Below are 16744 nucleotides of genomic sequence, written 5' to 3' on the forward strand. Positions count from 1 at the left end.
ATGCTCATTGGCCGACCTCCGGCTGATCCCAACGTTGATAGGCGGGCACTGTCACCACCAGATAGGACTTGGCCGTCAGGGGCTTGCCGAACTTGTCCTTCTCCGCCTTCGCCGTCGCGACCACCCAGACGTCGCCATAATTGTTGCGTCCGAAGCGGCGGGCCGGATTGGGGCCTTCGGTCGAGGGCGTGAACAGCGCCGCCTGGCTCAGCGTACCGACAAACTTCTTGTCGTCATCATAAGTGACAGCGAGAAACTCTTCGACGCTCCAGTCGACGTCAACGGGGCCAATGGCAAGATCGTCCGACGTGTAAGGTTTGGCATCCGGGCCGTTATCAAAACCGATCGCGTCATATTGCTGATAGCCCTTGGCGAACTTGACGCCGCCAAGCCGCGACACGGATGTTTCGGGCGTCACCTTCAGATAATCGACCTTGCGATAGACCGGCAGCGCCTTTTCCATCGTCGCCCCGGCAATGCCGACATCGCGACGGCCCGCCGTCGCATCCGTCGCCACATCGACGGCGACGACCACTTCGGTCGGGCTGGACGAAAGCACCTGCGTAACCGTCACGCCCGCGCCGACGTCAATGTCGGAGGGCTTCAGTCCCGATGGCAGGCTGTCCCCCAGGATGCGCAGTTGCACAGCCTTCGTGCCCGCCTTGAGCGCATCGGGCACCACGCTGAAGATCGTCGGCGCGCCCGTCGCGCGCGTGAGGGTCACGTCATAGCCAAACTCATGATATTCCCCCCAGAACCAGCGGCCGGTCGCCATTTTCTGGTCGGGTGAGAACCACATCGTCTCGCGCGTGTCGCGCGCTGCATCGGCAGGTCCCGCATCCTTCGGCGCTCCGGCTGTCGAACGGCCACGCCAGGAATAGCCGCCGTAAACGATGCCGCTGCCCTGCCGGATGATCGGCGCGCCCCCGGCAACGGGTTGCAAGGCCACGCTGGTCACGAAACTGTCCTCATCCTTGCCCGCAGCGATCGTCATTTCGCCCACATATCGCCCCTGCCCCGGCACCGTTGCCGACACCAGCCACTTTCCGGCAAGCTTCGCGGGACGGAGGCGCGGCCGCCATGCCGTCCATTCCGGCGTCGCAAGGGGGGCTGTCTTGCTGATATACTCAAGCCCCACTTCACCGGCGGTGCGTGGCTTGGCCGGGGGCGTCTGCCCCGGTGGTGGCTGGTCGCCCGGCTCAACGGAGGGCCGACGATATTGTGCATCCGCCTGGGAATAGAGCGCGACATGCAGGTTCTGAAGCAGCTTCCATTCCACTTTCGACCGGCGCCACGACAACGCCTGGCCAAAACCGTGACAGGCGGCGCAGGATGTACGGACGGTTTCATTGGGAATATTCGTTTCGTCGATCGTGCGCCGTTCGGGCATGTACATGACCGGCTTGGCTTCCTCCGGCGCGAGGCCGTGGGCACCGGAGAGATATTTCACAATCGCCCGCGATTCTTCGGCCGTTATGCTGAGGCCGTTCAGCCGCACCATCCGCTTGATAGCCTGTGACCAGCCCTCCGGGGTCGTGCGTGACCAGGAAATCCGTGATAGATTACCCTTGGCGTCGGCGGCATGGCAGCTTCCGCACTTGGCAATAGTCAGCGAATCGGTGACGGGAATGCCGGTTTCCGTTTCATTCAGCGATGCCAGCGAATCCGCTTCCGGCTTGGCGACCTGCGCCACGACCACCGATGTCGAGAACAGGCCCAGCACCATCGCCCGGCGGATCGGTGCGCGTATGGCCAGGATCGCCGCACCAGCGCGGGATACGCCTTGGTTGCCTGTCGCCCAGAGGCGGGTAAGTCCGCTCAGCTTGCCTGCCATCATGCCCGAATAATTCCCCCTACTTGCCGCCCCGGCAAGATTACTGGAAAGCCGCTCTCGCCCACCAAAGCTGAACGCTTGTCCGGAATTGGTCAAGGCGATTTCGCAGACGCAAAATATTATTTTCGGCGTAGCGGATTCCCCGGGCCGACACGTTTTATGCGTATTTGGTGCCTGCGCTTTCCGGCAAGCGGAGGAGAACGGGCATCACACATAACGCTACCGCCGCGATCATCAGGCCGGGCGCGAGCGGCGATCCTGTCCAGCCGACCAGATTATGGGCGACATAGGGCGCAAGCCCGCCGAAGATCGCCGTCGCGCCGGTTGCTCCGAGGGCAAGGCCGCTCAAACGCCCTTCGCCCGGAAATTGTTCGGCGGTGGTGACAGCACCGACTGCGCTCACCGCACCTCCCAGCAGCCCCAGCGAAACGGCCCCGATAAGCACCAGCCCGGCGTCTCCCCCCGCCATCAGGTGAAACATCGCGACGGGCAGCAGTGCGCCAATGATGCCAAGGGCGATCAGCACAGGCCTGCGACCGACACGATCAGACAATGACCCGGCAACCGGCGTCACAAGGATGACGGCCAGCGCAGCCATGGTGGAAAGCCATAAGGCTTCCCCTTCCCTGACCACGCCGGCTGCGCCCAGAAAAGCGGGAACATAGGTTATCCCGACATAATAAGTGATCGACCCGAGCGCGGAAATGGCAAATCCCCGGCCAATCGCTGACCGATGATGCGCCAGAACATGGCGCAATGGACTGGACGGCACCGATCCGACGCGCTGCTGGCGCTCAAACTCCGGCGATTCCTGCATCCGGGACCGGACAAGCAATACCCCCGCGGCCAGGGCTGCTCCGACAAAGAAGGGTATGCGCCATCCCCAGCCATTGAGCGCATCGGCGGGCATTGCGGTGACGGTGATCGCGGTGACGCCCGCCGCAAGCAACGCGCCAATCTCGCTGGTGCCCGATGCAAGCGACGTGACCAGACCGCGACGGCGGGGCGGCGCGCCTTCCATCAGATAGGCGACGACGCCGGTATATTCGCCACCGACCGAGAAGGCCATGATGCAGCGCAAGCCGAGCAACAGCCATCCGGCCGCAGGGCCGATCTGCGCATAGGTGGGCAGCAGCGCCGTCGCCAGCATCGCTGCCGTCATCATCGCCATCGACAGCAGCATGGTGCGCCGCCGACCGAAGCGATCGCCGATATGGCCGAACAGCACCGCCCCGAGCGGTCGCATCAGATAGGCCAGCGCAAATGCCGCCAGCGTGTCGGTCAGCGATCCCGCGCCGCCGCCGTAGAACACCCGCGCAAGGATCGTGGCCATGTAGAGATACAAAGTGAAGTCATACCATTCGACGACCGTGGAAAAAGCCGCGATGCCAACCGAGCGGGCGGACATGGATTGTTGAGGCCGCTGGTCGTCTGGCATGCCGCATCACGTCCCCATGACTTCACCGAAGTCCGCTTGTGTCCGCTTTGGCCCTGCTCTGCCAGTCATAAAGGGCGGCTCAGCGTTCCAGCGCATATTGCACGGTCAGCGACACAGACGTCGATACCTCGCCCGGTTCTACCGGCGTATATGTTGCCATCTCAACCTTATCAGCCCTCATCAGCGCAGGCATGGGCGCACCGCCGCCGCTGCCGGTTTCGGTGATGGCGATCAGGCGCACCGTGCGATAGCCGGCCTGCTGCGCATAATAGTCCGCTTGCGCCTTGGCCGATCTGAGCGCCGCGCCGCGCGCCTTTTGAAGAAGAGGCGCGGGATCATCGATGCCGAAGGTCGGTCCGTTGATGCTGGTGGCCCCGGCCGCCACCATCTGGTCAAGGAGGCTGCCCAGCCGCCGCACATCGCGCACCTTAACGCTGAAGTGATTGGACGCTTCATAGCCCTGAAACTTCGGCGTCGCCTGCGATCCATCCGGGTTTCGCGCGCTGTAGTCATATTGCGCGCTCAGCCGGATACCGCTGGTCTGCATGTCGCGGGCGGCGATGCCTGCCGTGCGGAGCGCGGCGACAAGGTGATCCATGCGACTGGCATTGCTTGCCATCGCTTCGGTGGCCGTCGGTGCGCGGCTTTCCACGGCTGTGCCGATCGTCGCTATATCCGGCACAGCCTGGATCGCCTCGGTCACGGTCAACGTCAGGACAGGCGCCGTTTCGGCGATCGTCACCTGGGTCTGAGCATGGGCGGCGAGCGGGAGCAGAACGAACGGCAACAGAAACAGGGCGGTTTTCATCGGGCATCTCTCCAGAAACGGCCATCGGCAAGCGAGCGCCAATCACATCCGTTATCGCGCTTATGCGCGCAATGCATGTTAACGGCCGATGAGCCACGATTTATCGAACGGTCGGCCTTGTAAATGATATAGTATCACATAAATGGAACGCATCGTTTCTCCTGAAAGTGCTCCCCCGTCCATGTGCAGTTCCACCCCGTCACGGCGCGCCGGCCTGCTCGACCGTGTCGGCATGATGCTGGGGGGCGTCTGTCTCGTCCACTGCCTGGCGTTGCCCCTTCTGTTCGCGCTGCTCCCCGGCATCGGCGGACTGTTGCCCGGTCATCATTTCGTCCACATTCTGCTTCTTGCCATAGCCATGCCGATCAGCGGCCTTGCTTTGTACAATGGCTGGCGGCGCCGAGGCGACAGGCTGGCACCCGTCATGGGCGGGATCGGCCTGATGGTGCTGTCAGCTGCTTTGATCGTGGGCGAGGCTGGAGAAACGCCCATCACGATGACCGGCAGCCTGCTGCTGGTCGCGGCCCATATCCGCAACTGGCGCGCTTTGGCGCGATAGGCCTGCGGCCTCTTGCCAGCCTGACGCCCAGCGCCTAGCTGCACCGGCATGGCGGCACCGATCCTCAGTTTCGAAAATCTCGGTCTCAATCAGGGCAGCGGCTGGCTGTTCCGTGGGCTGGACATTCAGGTCGGGCAGCGTGATCGGCTGGCGCTGATCGGGCGTAATGGCGCAGGCAAGACGACACTGCTCAAATTGCTGGCGGGCAGCATAGACGCTGACCAGGGCACGCGGGCGATCGTGCCGGGCACCCATGTGGTCATGCTGGAACAGGACCCTGACGTCAGCGCCTTTGCGACGCTGCACGACTTTGCCCTGTCCGGCGACCGTGCGCCCGCGCGCCATGAGGTGGAAGCGATCGCCGATCAGCTGGGCGTCGACCTGACCCGTGATGCGGCGACGGCGTCCGGCGGCGAACGACGGCGCGCCGCGATCTGCCGCGCTTTGGCAAGCGAACCCGACCTGCTGCTGCTCGACGAGCCGACCAACCACCTCGATATCGCGGCAATTGACTGGCTGGAAAACTGGCTGAGCCGTTATAATGGTGCGTTCGTCGTGATCAGCCACGACCGCGCGTTTCTGACGCGGCTGACGAAGCAGACGCTCTGGCTGGACCGGGGCAGCATCCGGCGCGCGGAAATCGGCTTCGGCGGCTTCGACACATGGATGGAGCAAGTCTATGCGGAGGAAACACGCGCCGCCGAAAAGCTCGACGCCAAGCTGAAAATAGAGGCGCACTGGCTCGAACGCGGCGTCACCGCGCGGCGGAAGCGTAATCAGGGCCGTCTGTCGAAGCTGTATGAAATGCGCGAGCAGCGCGCGGCGATGGTCGGGCCGCAGGGGATCGCGAAGCTCGCCATGGCAAGCGACGGCAGCAAGACCAAGAGTGTCATCACGGCGGCCCATGCCGGCAAGAGCTTTGGCGACCGGCAGATCATCCGCGATTTTTCGATCCGTATCCAGCGCGGCGACCGGATCGGGATCGTCGGCAGCAACGGCGCCGGGAAAACGACGCTCCTCAAGCTGCTGACCGGCGAGATCGCACCGGACAGCGGCACGATCACCCTGTCCAAAACACTCGACATGATCTTCATCGATCAGCAGCGCAACCTTATGGCCCCGGAAAAGCGTGTGCGCGACGTGCTGGCCGAGGGCGGAGACTGGATCGACGTGCGCGGCGTACGCAAGCATGTTCACGGCTATCTCAAGGAGTTCCTGTTCGATCCGTCGCTGGCCGAGGCGAAGGTCGGGACGCTTTCCGGCGGCGAACGGTCCCGCCTGTTGCTGGCGCTGGAGTTTGCCCGCCCGTCGAACCTGCTGGTCCTGGACGAACCGACCAACGACCTCGACCTGGAAACCATGGACCTTTTGCAGGAAGTGATTGCCGATTATGACGGCACCGTCCTGATCGTCAGCCACGACCGCGACTTTCTGGACAAGACAGTCACGATGACCTTGGGTCTCGACGGATCGGGCGACATCGACATCGTCGTCGGCGGATATCAGGACTGGGTGAAGCAGCGGAAGGCGCGCATACCCAAGGGCGTGAAGAAGCAAGACGCCGGAGCGCCCCCGCCGCCCCCGCCGCCCCCCAGGGCTGCCAAGCTCAGCTACAAGGACCAGCGCGACTACGAGCTGCTGCCGAAGCGGATCGAGGATATTGCGGCGGCGATCGCAAGGGATGAAGCGGCGCTTGCCGATCCTGCGCTCTATACGAGCCATCCCGACCGCTTCGCCGCACTGACCAGGGCAATCGAACAGGCGCGGGCGGAAAAGGACGCCGCCGAAGAACGCTGGCTTGAACTGGCGGAGAAGGTCGAGGGGTGATTTCCTCTGTTGGTAATGGAATGAAGGGCATCACCCCCCCCATCACCCTGAACTTGTTTGGCGATTACCCCCCTTCAAGCATGTATGCCTTGTTCTCCTGCGAAAGCAGGGGTCCAAGTCCCCAAATGCTATCCCGTGCGACCCTGGACCCCCGCTTCTGCGGGGGAACGGTAACTTATTTGCTGGAAAGGTATAGCTGCCAACTTGTTTCAGGGTTCATTAGCTCAGACCTATGAGCGTCATTGCAAAATCTGAGCTAATGGATGCTGAGCCACAAGGCCAGCGAAGCTAAACGCGTTCAGCATGACGAATTGGAAACCGCGTTCCTAAACCTCAAAACCGTGGCTACCGCCCGGCGTTCCATTCGTCCCGGAGCAGTCCGAAGATCAGGCTGTCGCGTACACCCAGATGCGTCTCCCATTCGCCGCGCAGACGCCCTTCCTCGCGAAAACCCATGCGGCGCAGCAAGCCGATCGACAGGACATTGTCCGGATCAACATCGGCAAAAAGGCGGCGCGCCTCCTTTTCCGCGAACAGATGATCGACCACGCCGCTCACCGCCTCTCGCGCGAACCCGCGGCCCCACAGGTCGCGGCGAAGCAGATAGCCGATTTCCCATACCCCCTTGCGCCGCATGCCAGCGCCTACGCGGCCGATTGCATCACCACCATTCAGGGTGATCGCCCAGGCAAACCAGTCGTCGCCATAGCCGCCATCCGGGGCGATATAGGCGCGCGTTTCCTCGACAGTCGCATGCGGGCCACTCGACCACCACGTCATCAATTCGGGATCGGAAAAGGCCGGAAAAAGCGCCTCGGCATCGGACGCGACCAACGGGCGCAACACAAGGCGATCGGTCGCGACAGTGTCTGGTGCGATCATGATGGGTTCTCTGCTATCGATGGCCGGGTTAACGCTTCAACCAGCGCCTTCACCTTTTTCTGTCGCCACTGGGGCAAGGGCGCAACCAGCCAATAGCCGCGCGCTGCATCATGCGGGTCGCCAACCTGCCGGACATGCCCATCCGCCAGGTCACGCTGCGCGAGAAGCAAGGGTACCGTCGCATGGCCAAAACCACAGGCGGCCGCCTCGATGGCCAGCCCGGCATCGGCGACACGCATATGCGCCTCGCCCTCGTCCCCGCCCTTGTCGAGCGGACATCCCGGCCAGGCTATGCCATGATCCGGCCCGCCAGCGGGTCCCTCTACCGTTACGAACGAGGGGGTGCCGATCCGCACGCCTTCAAGATCGCCCGGCCCGTCGGTCAGGCGCAGGGCGAGATCGAGATTGGCCTCCGTAAAGTCGAGGTCACTGTCAGCAGCGACCAGCGCGAAATGCAGATCCGGCTGCTCACGGACATAATCGGCCAGCTTTGGCTGAAGCCATTTCGCCGTGATGTCACGCGGCGCGGCGATCGTCAGCGACTGGCTCGACTGGCCGACCTGCATGGCGCGTACGGCGTCCTCGAACATCAGAAAGCCGGAGCGGAGCGCATCGAGACCCGCTTCGGTTTCCGGCGTCAGTTCCAGCCCCTTGGGCGTGCGGCGGAACAGGACAACACCCAGCATATCCTCCAGCGCGCGGATCTGCTGGCCGACGGCCGCAGGCGTCACGGCCAGTTCGTCAGCGGCACGCGTGAAGCTCAGATGGCGCGCGGCGGCATCCAGCACACGCAGGCCGTTCAAAGGCAGATGCGTCCGCTTCATTCGGCGATGGCGGGTGCGATCAGCGGAAAATCGGGAATCGCAATGTCGAACATTTCGCCGCTCGCGCCCAGCATCCGATAGCTGCCGGTCATCGCCCCAGTCGGCGTCTGCAACGGGCAGCCGGACACATAATCATAGGATTTACCGGGTTGCAGCACCGGCTGTTCGCCAACCACGCCTTCCCCTTCGACATGATGCTGCGCGCCGCGTCCGTCGGTGATGAGCCAGCGGCGAGTCAGCAACTGGATCGGTTCATGCCCATTGTTTTCTATGCGGATATGATAGGCCCAGAACCAGCGGCCCCGGTCCGGCTCCGACTGTTCGGGCAGGAAGCTGACGGAGACGCGCACGGTGATGTCCCGCGTGGTCGAGGCAAAGGGGAAAAGCGATTTCACGTAGCCAGAATCGCGCAGAGGCGGCGGACAGTCAACGGCCAATCGCGCCAAGCGCCTGATCGAGATCGGCGATCAGGTCCTCGGGGTCTTCCAGGCCGACGTTGATCCGCAGCATGTCCTCCGTAATCCCCACTTCGAGCCGGGCTTCCTCCGCCATGCCATAATGTGTGGTGGAGGCCGGATGCGTCATCAGGCTGCGCGAATCGCCGATGTTGTTGCTGATGTCGATCAGTTGCAATCCGTTGAGCAAGCCGTGCGCCTCCGCCCGGCCGCCGCCGACATAAAGCGAGAAGATCGGCCCGGCCATCACCATCTGCTGCATGGCCAGCATATGCTGCGGATGGCTGGGCAGGCCCGGATAGACGACACGCGCCACACGGCTTTCGAGGAAATTGGCGACCTTGATTGCATTCTCGCTCTGGCGGCGGATGCGCAGGTCCAGCGTTTCGAGACCCTTGAGCACCACCCAGGCATTGAAGGCGCTGAGCGTCGGGCCGGTATTGCGGTGGAACGGAAGGAGCGTGTTGAGAATGAAATCCTCACTGCCGCAGATTGCTCCGGCCAGCACGCGGCCCTGCCCGTCCATCATCTTCGTCGCGCTGTAGGCGACAACGTCGGCACCAAAATCCATCGGCCGCTGCAAGGCAGGCGTGGCAAAGGCGTTATCCACCACAGAGACGATGCCATGCGCCTTTGCCAGGCCGCAGACCGCGGCAAGATCGACCACATCCATCGTCGGATTGGCAGGCGTTTCGAAAAAGAAAAGCTTCGTGTTGGGACGGATCGCGGCTTCCCAGGCCGCGAGATCGCGGGCATCCACGGTCGTTGTGGCAATGCCGAACTTCGGCAGCAGTGTATCGGTGAGCCAGCGGCATGAGCCGAACAGCGCCTTGCCCGCAACGACATGATCGCCCGCCGACAACTGGCACAGCAAGGCCGCCGTCATCGCCGACATGCCGGTCGCGGTAGCGCGGCAGGCCTGCGCCCCTTCGAGCAGGGCGATGCGCTTTTCCAGCATCTCCACGGTCGGATTCTGCAGGCGGCTGTAGGTCATGCCTTGCTGCTCACCGGCGAAGCGCGCTGCGGCATCCTCCGCGCGGTCGTAGCTGTAGCCCGACGTGAGGAACAGGGCTTCGGACGTTTCGCCATATTCCGATCTGGCCGTGCCGCCGCGCACGGCAAGCGTCGCGGGACGCCATCCGGCCGTGATCTTTGGGTCTTGTCCGCTGTGCCGCTTCATCGTCCGTAATCCACTTTTAATACCGTCAGAGCGCGGCGACCACCGCATCGCCGATCTGCGCGGTGGACATCGTGCCACCCAGGTCGGCACCACGCGCGCCGCCGGCCAGCGCGCGCGCCACCGCCGCCTCGATCCGGTCCGCCTGATCGGGCAGGCCGAGCGAATAGCGCAGCATCATCGCGGCGGAAAGGACCGTTGCCAAGGGATTGGCCTTACCCTGCCCCGCGATATCCGGCGCGCTGCCGTGGATCGGCTCGTAAAGCCCCTTCCCCGCACCGTCGAGCGCAGCGGACGCCAGCAGCCCGATCGATCCGACGCACATGCTTGCCTGATCGGACAGGATGTCGCCGAAGAGATTGCCGGTGACGATGACATCGAACTGGCCGGGGTTGCGCACCAGTTGCATCGCTGCATTGTCCACATACATGTGGCTGAGCACGACATCGGGATAGTCGGCGGCGGTCTCGATCATGACGTCGCGCCACAGCTGCGATGTTTCAAGCACGTTCGCCTTGTCGACCGAGCAGAGCCTGCCCCGCCGCGCCTGTGCCGTGCGAAAGGCGACATGCGCGATGCGGCGCACTTCGCCTTCGTTATAGGACATGATGTCATAGCCCTCACGCTGGCCATCGGCAGTGGTGCGCATCGCCTTTTCACCGAAATAGACGTCGCCGTTCAGCTCCCGGATGATCATCAGGTCGATCGCCGAGGCGACTTCGGGCCGGAGAGTGGAGGCGTCCGCCAACTCGGCAAACATCTTGGCCGGGCGCAGATTGGCGAACAGGCCCAGTTCCTTGCGCAGGCCCAATATGGCCTGCTCGGGGCGAAGATGGCGTTCCAGCGCATCGCAATCCGGGTCGCCGACCGCACCGAACAGAATGGCGTCCGCACGCCGGGCAAGATCAAGCGTTGCGGGCGGCAGCGGGTGACCGACCGCCTTGTAGGCGACGCCGCCGACCAACGCCTCTTCATAGACCAATCCCTCGATCGCCAGCGCATCGAGCACGCGACGCGCCTGGGTGATGATTTCCGGTCCGATCCCGTCACCGGGCAGCAGCGCAACGAGCATAGACACTCCACTTTCTTCACGTTCTTCGTTCCCGCCTGCGGGCAAGCGGGGCCGTATCACCTATCCTGTTCGTCACCCTGAACTTGTTTCGGCATGACGGGGCAACTGCATCTGCTTCACGTGGCTTTGCCCTGACAGGCATGACGCGGTTGAACTTGCGCTTATGAGCGCCCTTGCCGTTACGCAACCGCTCTTTTCAGCCGGTCAAGCAGCCGCTCTCGCGCCGCGAGGACATCGCGGCGGCGGTCGACGAAGATACCGCGTTCCAGAAAATGGCCGGTGAGACGCAAGCCGTCCAAAATGTCCGGCCAGCCCGCTTCGCCGCCACGGACCAGGAAAGGCGGCAGCGGCAACAGCCGCGCCTCGTAACCCATGGCCGCGGCGGCGCTGACGGCGGCGGCGCTTTTGGGACTGACGTATCGCAGATCTTCGGTGTCGCCGGTCGCGGCGCAATGGTCGAGATCGAGCCCGAAGCCCAGTTCGGCAAGCAGCAGCAATTCGTAACGCACCAGCGCCACGGCCCATCCCCGTGCAGCAGGCGCCGCCTCCACTGCCGTCAGCACCGCATCGAGCGCCTGATGCAGCGCGGGATAGCCATTCTCCTCCGGCAGGGCAGCGGCGGTCAGCGCGCAGGTCCAGTCGATTGCGGCCGCGGGCAGCGGCTCGGCCAGCAACGGCGCGCGACTGTGGATCATCTCGACCGTCAGGCTCGCAAGCTGATCTGCGGTACGGGACCGGAATGTCGCCTGCACGATATTGCCGGGCTGGAGCACCGGCCGCATGTGCCGCGACCGCCCGCCCTGCACATAGCCCGTGACCAGACCATTGTGCGGCGTCATCACCCGCACGATGGCACCATGTTCCCCATGCGCACGGACGGCGCAGACGATGGCGGAGGTGGCGAGGTGCGGCATGGCCGCCGCAGGACTATCCTACACAGGCAGCAAAGGTAACGCTGAATCGATAGTGCGCACGGAAAACTGCGGAAGATGGCGCGCGCGGCCCACCCTTAAGTTGCGGAAGTTGCGGCGTTGAAACCCGCAGAAAACAGCCAATCCTTGCAAAATGAACGACCCGGCTTGGCATGCGCCATCCGTAGCGAAAGGGGGGCAAGTAGGGCAGTACCATCCCCCTGCTCTTGTGCGTCGGGAAAAGGGCCGCCATCCTGTTCGCGCGGTCACCCGTTCCGGGGGCCAATGCAGGGGAATAATGGCATGATGCGGGCTATAACGATCGGATTGCTGATGCTGGCACAGCCTGTTCCCGGCCTGGCACAGAGCCGCAATTATGCCCCCGTGTTTGCGGACATCGGCAGGGCGGTGCCGGTGCCCGATGCCGACTTCCTGCCGACAGACTCTATGGTGCTGAAGCATAGTTACGACATGGCGGAGAAGGCACCCGACGGCGCCGTGCACCCCGCGTTGCAAAGCGCCGCGCGGTTCATGAACATGACCGTCGGCAACGGCATGGCCGCCAATCGCGTGAAGGTGGCCGTCGTCGTCCATGGCCCGGCGTCGGTCGATCTGACCAACGCGGCATTCTATGCCGGCAAGCGGGAGGGAAAAACCAATCCAAACGTCGCTGCCATCGCCGCACTGACGAAAGCGGGGGTGCAGATCATCCTGTGCGGCCAGGCCGCAGCGGGGCATGGCATCGAAAAGAGCGACCTGTTGCCCGGTGTGAAACTGTCCTGGGCGGCCTCGACCGCGCATGCGATCCTTCAGGCCGACGGCTATTCGCTCAATCCCTTCTGAGATGCGTTGAAGGCGACGCCCCCGCGACCACCTGTATTCTTGTATACATTTTGTGTAAAACCCATACACATTAGTTGCGTTGCCACCCTAGTTCGGGAATAAGGCTTGCGAGGCACGAAACAGTGCGACAACGGCGAGGATGGCATTATGGCGCAGGCGTTCGATCCCTTATGGTCGCCGATCATCGGCCATTATAGCGCCGGACAGCTTGATGGCCCGAGGATCGCCGCGCATGTTGCCGCGCTCCGTACCGATCTGCGCCAGTTTCTGATCGCGGGCACGACCGGTGATGGATGGCAATTGACGCAGGATCAGATCGACCAGTGGCTCGCGCTCTGCGCGACACCGGCGTGGTCGCACACGACATTGCTGATTGCCGCCTTTGGTGCCGATACGCAGGCCGTGATCGCGCGGGCCAAGCATATCGAGGCCCGCATCGCCGAAACACCGCTCGCCGGGCGCTACGCCGGATTGACGATCACCGCGCAGATCGATCCCGACGCGACGCAGGCCGCCATCGCGGCGCATGTGCGCGCAGTGGTGGACGCGACGGAGTCGCCGCTGGCGGTGTATCAGTTGCCGCAGGTCACGGGCTGCACCATAGCGCCGGAGACCTTTGCCGCCCTGATCGCGGATCATCCGCGGATCACGATGTTCAAGGATACGAGCGGGGAGGACGCCGTTGCGAAAGCAGGGTTGCCGCGCGGTGCGGTGCGCTATGTGCGCGGGGCCGAGGGCGGCTATCTGGAAGCGTTGCAAGGCGGCTATGACGGCTGGCTGCTGAGTTCGGGCAATGTCTTTGCCCGCCAGTTGCGCGATGTCGCATCGCTCTTCGCCGTGGGCGATATCGCGGCTGCGCGCGCCCTCTCCGACCGGATCGGTAATGCCGTGACGGCATTGTTCGCCCTGGCAGCCGATGTCGGGACCAATCCCTTTGCCGACGCCAATCGCGCGGCTGACCATATCCGCGCGCATGGTGCCGCCGCCGAGGACCGGCCGTCGGAGCGCCATGACGGGTCGCTGCTGCCGGTCGCCTTCATCGCGGGCGCCCGCGATGTGCTGGAAGCGCATGGCTTTGCAGTGGCGGACGACGGCTATCTGGCTACGACGGTGGTGTGAGCGTTTGAGGCACGCCGTTGGTGACAGGCCGCGCTGACAGCCCCCTCTCCCCGGCCCTCTCTCCGGCCCTCTCCCCCTTCGACTGCCTGCCAATGCAGGCGCTCAGGACAGGCCTGAAGGGGAGAGGGAGAAGTGGGTCAGCCCTCGAAATAGCCGCGCGTAAAGTGACAGGCTTGAACGATAGTGAAACGAGCGGCTACTCCAAACAGAGGGGTCCGTCGTTCTATTTTCGTGGTGGCCTTTTGGGAAATAGTCTCGGGTAAAGGGTGCTGTCCGCACGCTCGTATTTCCGCACCAGTCGAAATGCCCGCGGCCTTCCCGTCGCACGCCGGAAGATTGCGCGTAACAAGCCGAATAGGTAAACAACCCCACCGAGGCCGATCAGTCCGACGCCTATACAATGGGCGAAAAAGAACCCCGGGTTATTCTCCATCGTTATCACGCGCGGCGAAAAAGGAAGTCCTCTGCCACTTTGCCTGATAAGGCCTGCGTCCAGGTACTTTGATACCACCGCATAGGAAGCGACTATCGCCAGTACTGCGCACAGGGTTCCACCGAGTATGTGGCGCAGAGTTACATATTCGAAATGGCCGATGCCCGACCGGTGTCGAGGACGTTTTGGCCGCGGATCGTTCATAGCGAAATGATAAGTTGAGATGATATAAATAGCGTTAATTTTTATGATGTTATGTGATTATTTGCTCGGTTTGCTTGGAACCTAGCCGAGGCTGGATCGCGCAATTGTCCATCATATCGATTGGCCGACATGAAGAAGTGAGATCGCTGTCTTCGCTGGGATTACCCCAGTGGGCTATCCGCTTTACTCTATCCCCTTCAGGGGAGAGGGTGGCGAGCGTAGCGATGTCGGGAAAGGGGGATGTACGGGGATGGATGCTGTGCTCCGTATCCGGTTACAGCCCCCTCTCCCCGGCCCTCTCCCCTGAAGGGGAGAGGGAGAAGTGGGTCAGCCGTGGAAATAGTCGTAGACTTGCTGGGCAACGGCCTTGGAGACGCCGGGCGCTTTCTGCAGGTCTTCCAGCGCCGCGCTTTTCACGGCTTTGGCCGTGCCGAAGTGCATCAGCAGCGCCTTCTTCCGCGCCGGACCAATGCCGGGGACTTCATCCAGCGAGCTGACTGTGATCGCCTTGCTGCGCTTGTCGCGATGCGCGCCGATCGCAAAGCGGTGCGCTTCGTCACGCAGGCGCTGGAGGTAGAACAGCACCGGATCATTGACCGGGAACATCATTTCGCGGCCATCGGGAAGATGGAAGACTTCGCGCCCGTCGCGGCCATGGTGCGGCCCCTTGGCGACACCGATCAGGGTGACGTCCTCGACGCCGATTTCCGCCAGCGCAGCTTTCGTTGCGCTCACCTGCCCCTTGCCGCCATCGACCAGCACGAGGTCCGGCCATTCGCCGCTGTCGCGATCGGGATCCTCACGTTGGGCGCGGCCGAAGCGCCGTTCGAACACTTCGCGCATCATGGCGAAATCGTCGCCTGGGGCGGTCTCCGGCCGTTTGATGTTGAACTTGCGATAGGCGGATTTGCGGAACCCCTCCGGCCCCGCGACGATCATGGCGCCCAGCGCGTTGGTGCCCTGAATATGGCTGTTGTCATAGACTTCGATGCGATCGGGCACGCCTTCCAACCCGAAGGCGTCGGCCATGTCGCGCAGCACCTTCGCCTGTGTCGTGGTCTCGGCGAGGCGGCGGTCGAGCGCCTCGACCGCGTTGCGCTGCGCCTGTTTGATGAGGCGGGTACGATCGCCGCGCTGAGGCATTTCGATGCGGACGCGGGAACCGATGCGCTCGGTGAGGGCCTGGGCGATCAGATCGCAATCGGCGGGCTGGCGGTCGGCGAGGATGAGTTTGGGGGGCGGCACTTCCTCGTAGAATTGCGCGAGGAAACTGCCGAGGACGTCGGCTTCGTCCACTTCCGCCGTGTGGATCGGGAAAAAGCTGCGGTGACCCCAGTTCTGGCCGCCGCGAATGAAGAAGGCCTGGATGCACATCGCGCCGTTCTTTGTCGCGAGCGCGAAGATGTCGGCGTCACCCAGTCCTTCGGCGTTGATCGCCTGGCTGCCCTGAATGAACGTCAGCGCCTTCAGACGGTCGCGGATGACGGCGGCCTGTTCGAAATCCATGGCGTCGGACGCGGCCTGCATCGATGCCCCCAGCTTCTGCTGCACCTTGGTGGATTTGCCGCCGAGGAAATCCTGCGCATCCTGCACCAGATCAGCGTAAGCCTCCGGCGTGATGCGATCGACGCAGGGGGCCGAGCAGCGCTTGATCTGATACAGCAGGCACGGGCGCGACCGGTTCGCGAAGAAACTGTCCGAGCAGGAGCGCAGCAGAAACAGCTTTTGCAGCGCGTTGATCGTGCGCGTGACCGATCCGGCGCTGGCGAACGGGCCGTAGTAGCGCCCCTTCGCCTTGCGCGCGCCGCGATGTTTCTGAATGCGGGGAAAGGCGTGATCCTCCCGCAGCAGGATGAAGGGGAAGCTTTTGTCGTCGCGCAGCAGGACATTATACGGCGGCCGGAACCGCTTGATGAGCTGCGCCTCCAGCAGCAGGGCCTCCGCCTCGCTGTTGGTGGTGACGATCGTCATCGACCGGGTCTGCGCCACCATGCGTTGCAGGCGGCGGGGCAGCCGGTCCACTTGCGTGTAGTTGGTGACGCGATTGCGCAGCGCGCGCGCCTTGCCGACATAGAGCACGTCGCCGCGTGCATCCTGCATCCGGTACACGCCGGGACGGGTCGGCAGCGTTTTCAGGACATTGCGGATGGCATCCACCCCCGCGTCGATATCCGGCGCACCGGCCCCGCGCACGGTGTAGCTGGCCTTGTCCTCGTTGAAGCGGTCGGGGGATTGGGGGGACGACATGAGGCGGAGATAGGGGAGTATGCAGGGGTTGCAAAGGTTGGATGGTGTTTTCGCTTCGCTGTTCCACCGGTATAGTAGTCGTTCTGAACCCTTGGCTATACCTCCCTAAAT

14 protein-coding genes are annotated in these 16744 nt (G+C 63.4%); 4 read left to right on the forward strand and 10 right to left on the reverse strand.

Translation table 11 applies throughout. The features are described 5' to 3' along the window. Positions 1-4: 4 nt before the first annotated feature. From peaA to ENE74_RS11500, 3 genes are all read right to left on the reverse strand, one after another. Entirely contained in the window at positions 5-1930 is a 1926-nt protein-coding gene (peaA, locus tag ENE74_RS11490) for a quinohemoprotein amine dehydrogenase subunit alpha (RefSeq protein WP_241241958.1), read from the reverse strand. Between the two features lie 61 nt (positions 1931-1991). Continuing rightward, positions 1992-3242 (reverse strand): MFS transporter, encoded by a 1251-nt coding sequence (locus ENE74_RS11495; protein ID WP_127691196.1) that lies wholly within the window; start codon positions 3240-3242, stop codon positions 1992-1994. A 109-nt stretch (positions 3243-3351) separates the two neighbouring features. Further along, a complete protein-coding gene (locus ENE74_RS11500; protein ID WP_127691057.1) occupies positions 3352-4080 on the reverse strand; it encodes an SIMPL domain-containing protein in 729 nt (242 codons plus the stop codon). Positions 4081-4261: 181 nt separating this feature from the next. On the opposite strand from ENE74_RS11500, the gene ENE74_RS11505 reads away from it, so the two are divergent. After that, positions 4262-4639 (forward strand): MerC domain-containing protein, encoded by a 378-nt coding sequence (locus tag ENE74_RS11505; RefSeq protein ID WP_206517692.1) that lies wholly within the window; start codon positions 4262-4264, stop codon positions 4637-4639. Positions 4640-4687: 48 nt separating this feature from the next. Next, on the forward strand, positions 4688-6466 hold the full coding sequence (locus ENE74_RS11510; protein WP_127691058.1) for an ABC-F family ATP-binding cassette domain-containing protein: 1779 nt from the start codon (positions 4688-4690) through the stop codon (positions 6464-6466). A gap of 345 nt (positions 6467-6811) precedes the next feature. Here ENE74_RS11510 and ENE74_RS11515 read toward each other — a convergent pair whose 3' ends face one another. From ENE74_RS11515 to recO, 6 genes are all read right to left on the reverse strand, one after another. After that, a complete protein-coding gene (locus ENE74_RS11515) occupies positions 6812-7348 on the reverse strand; it encodes a GNAT family N-acetyltransferase (protein WP_127691059.1) in 537 nt (178 codons plus the stop codon). Continuing rightward, complete coding sequence (locus ENE74_RS11520; protein ID WP_127691060.1) at positions 7345-8172, reverse strand: LysR family transcriptional regulator; 828 nt, start codon at positions 8170-8172, stop codon at positions 7345-7347. Before ENE74_RS11520 ends, ENE74_RS11515 begins: the two co-directional genes overlap by 4 nt. Further along, positions 8169-8567: a Co2+/Mg2+ efflux protein ApaG gene (apaG, locus tag ENE74_RS11525; protein WP_127691061.1), complete on the reverse strand. Its 399-nt coding sequence runs from the start codon at positions 8565-8567 to the stop codon at positions 8169-8171. The genes ENE74_RS11520 and apaG overlap by 4 nt, the downstream gene beginning before the upstream one ends. A gap of 31 nt (positions 8568-8598) precedes the next feature. Beyond that, positions 8599-9807: an O-succinylhomoserine sulfhydrylase gene (gene metZ, locus ENE74_RS11530; protein WP_127691062.1), complete on the reverse strand. Its 1209-nt coding sequence runs from the start codon at positions 9805-9807 to the stop codon at positions 8599-8601. A gap of 25 nt (positions 9808-9832) precedes the next feature. Next, positions 9833-10876, reverse strand: a complete 1044-nt coding sequence (gene leuB, locus ENE74_RS11535; protein ID WP_127691198.1) for a 3-isopropylmalate dehydrogenase — start codon at positions 10874-10876, stop codon at positions 9833-9835. A 179-nt stretch (positions 10877-11055) separates the two neighbouring features. Then, complete coding sequence (recO, locus tag ENE74_RS11540) at positions 11056-11790, reverse strand: DNA repair protein RecO (RefSeq protein WP_127691063.1); 735 nt, start codon at positions 11788-11790, stop codon at positions 11056-11058. A gap of 300 nt (positions 11791-12090) precedes the next feature. On the opposite strand from recO, the gene ENE74_RS11545 reads away from it, so the two are divergent. Next, the gene (locus ENE74_RS11545) at positions 12091-12630 is read left to right on the forward strand and encodes a DsrE family protein (protein ID WP_164847455.1); all 540 of its coding nucleotides are present in this window, start codon (positions 12091-12093) and stop codon (positions 12628-12630) included. A gap of 105 nt (positions 12631-12735) precedes the next feature. After that, entirely contained in the window at positions 12736-13749 is a 1014-nt protein-coding gene (locus ENE74_RS11550; protein WP_164847456.1) for a dihydrodipicolinate synthase family protein, read from the forward strand. Between the two features lie 964 nt (positions 13750-14713). On the opposite strand, the gene uvrC is transcribed toward ENE74_RS11550, so the two are convergent. Beyond that, positions 14714-16633 carry an excinuclease ABC subunit UvrC gene (gene uvrC / locus ENE74_RS11555; protein WP_127691066.1) on the reverse strand — a complete coding sequence of 640 codons (1920 nt, stop codon included), beginning with the start codon at positions 16631-16633 and terminating at the stop codon, positions 14714-14716. Positions 16634-16744 lie beyond the last annotated feature (111 nt).

Origin of the sequence: Sphingobium algorifonticola (assembly GCF_004005485.1) — a bacterium.
In the GTDB taxonomy this organism is placed as follows: Bacteria; Pseudomonadota; Alphaproteobacteria; order Sphingomonadales; family Sphingomonadaceae; genus Sphingobium; species Sphingobium algorifonticola.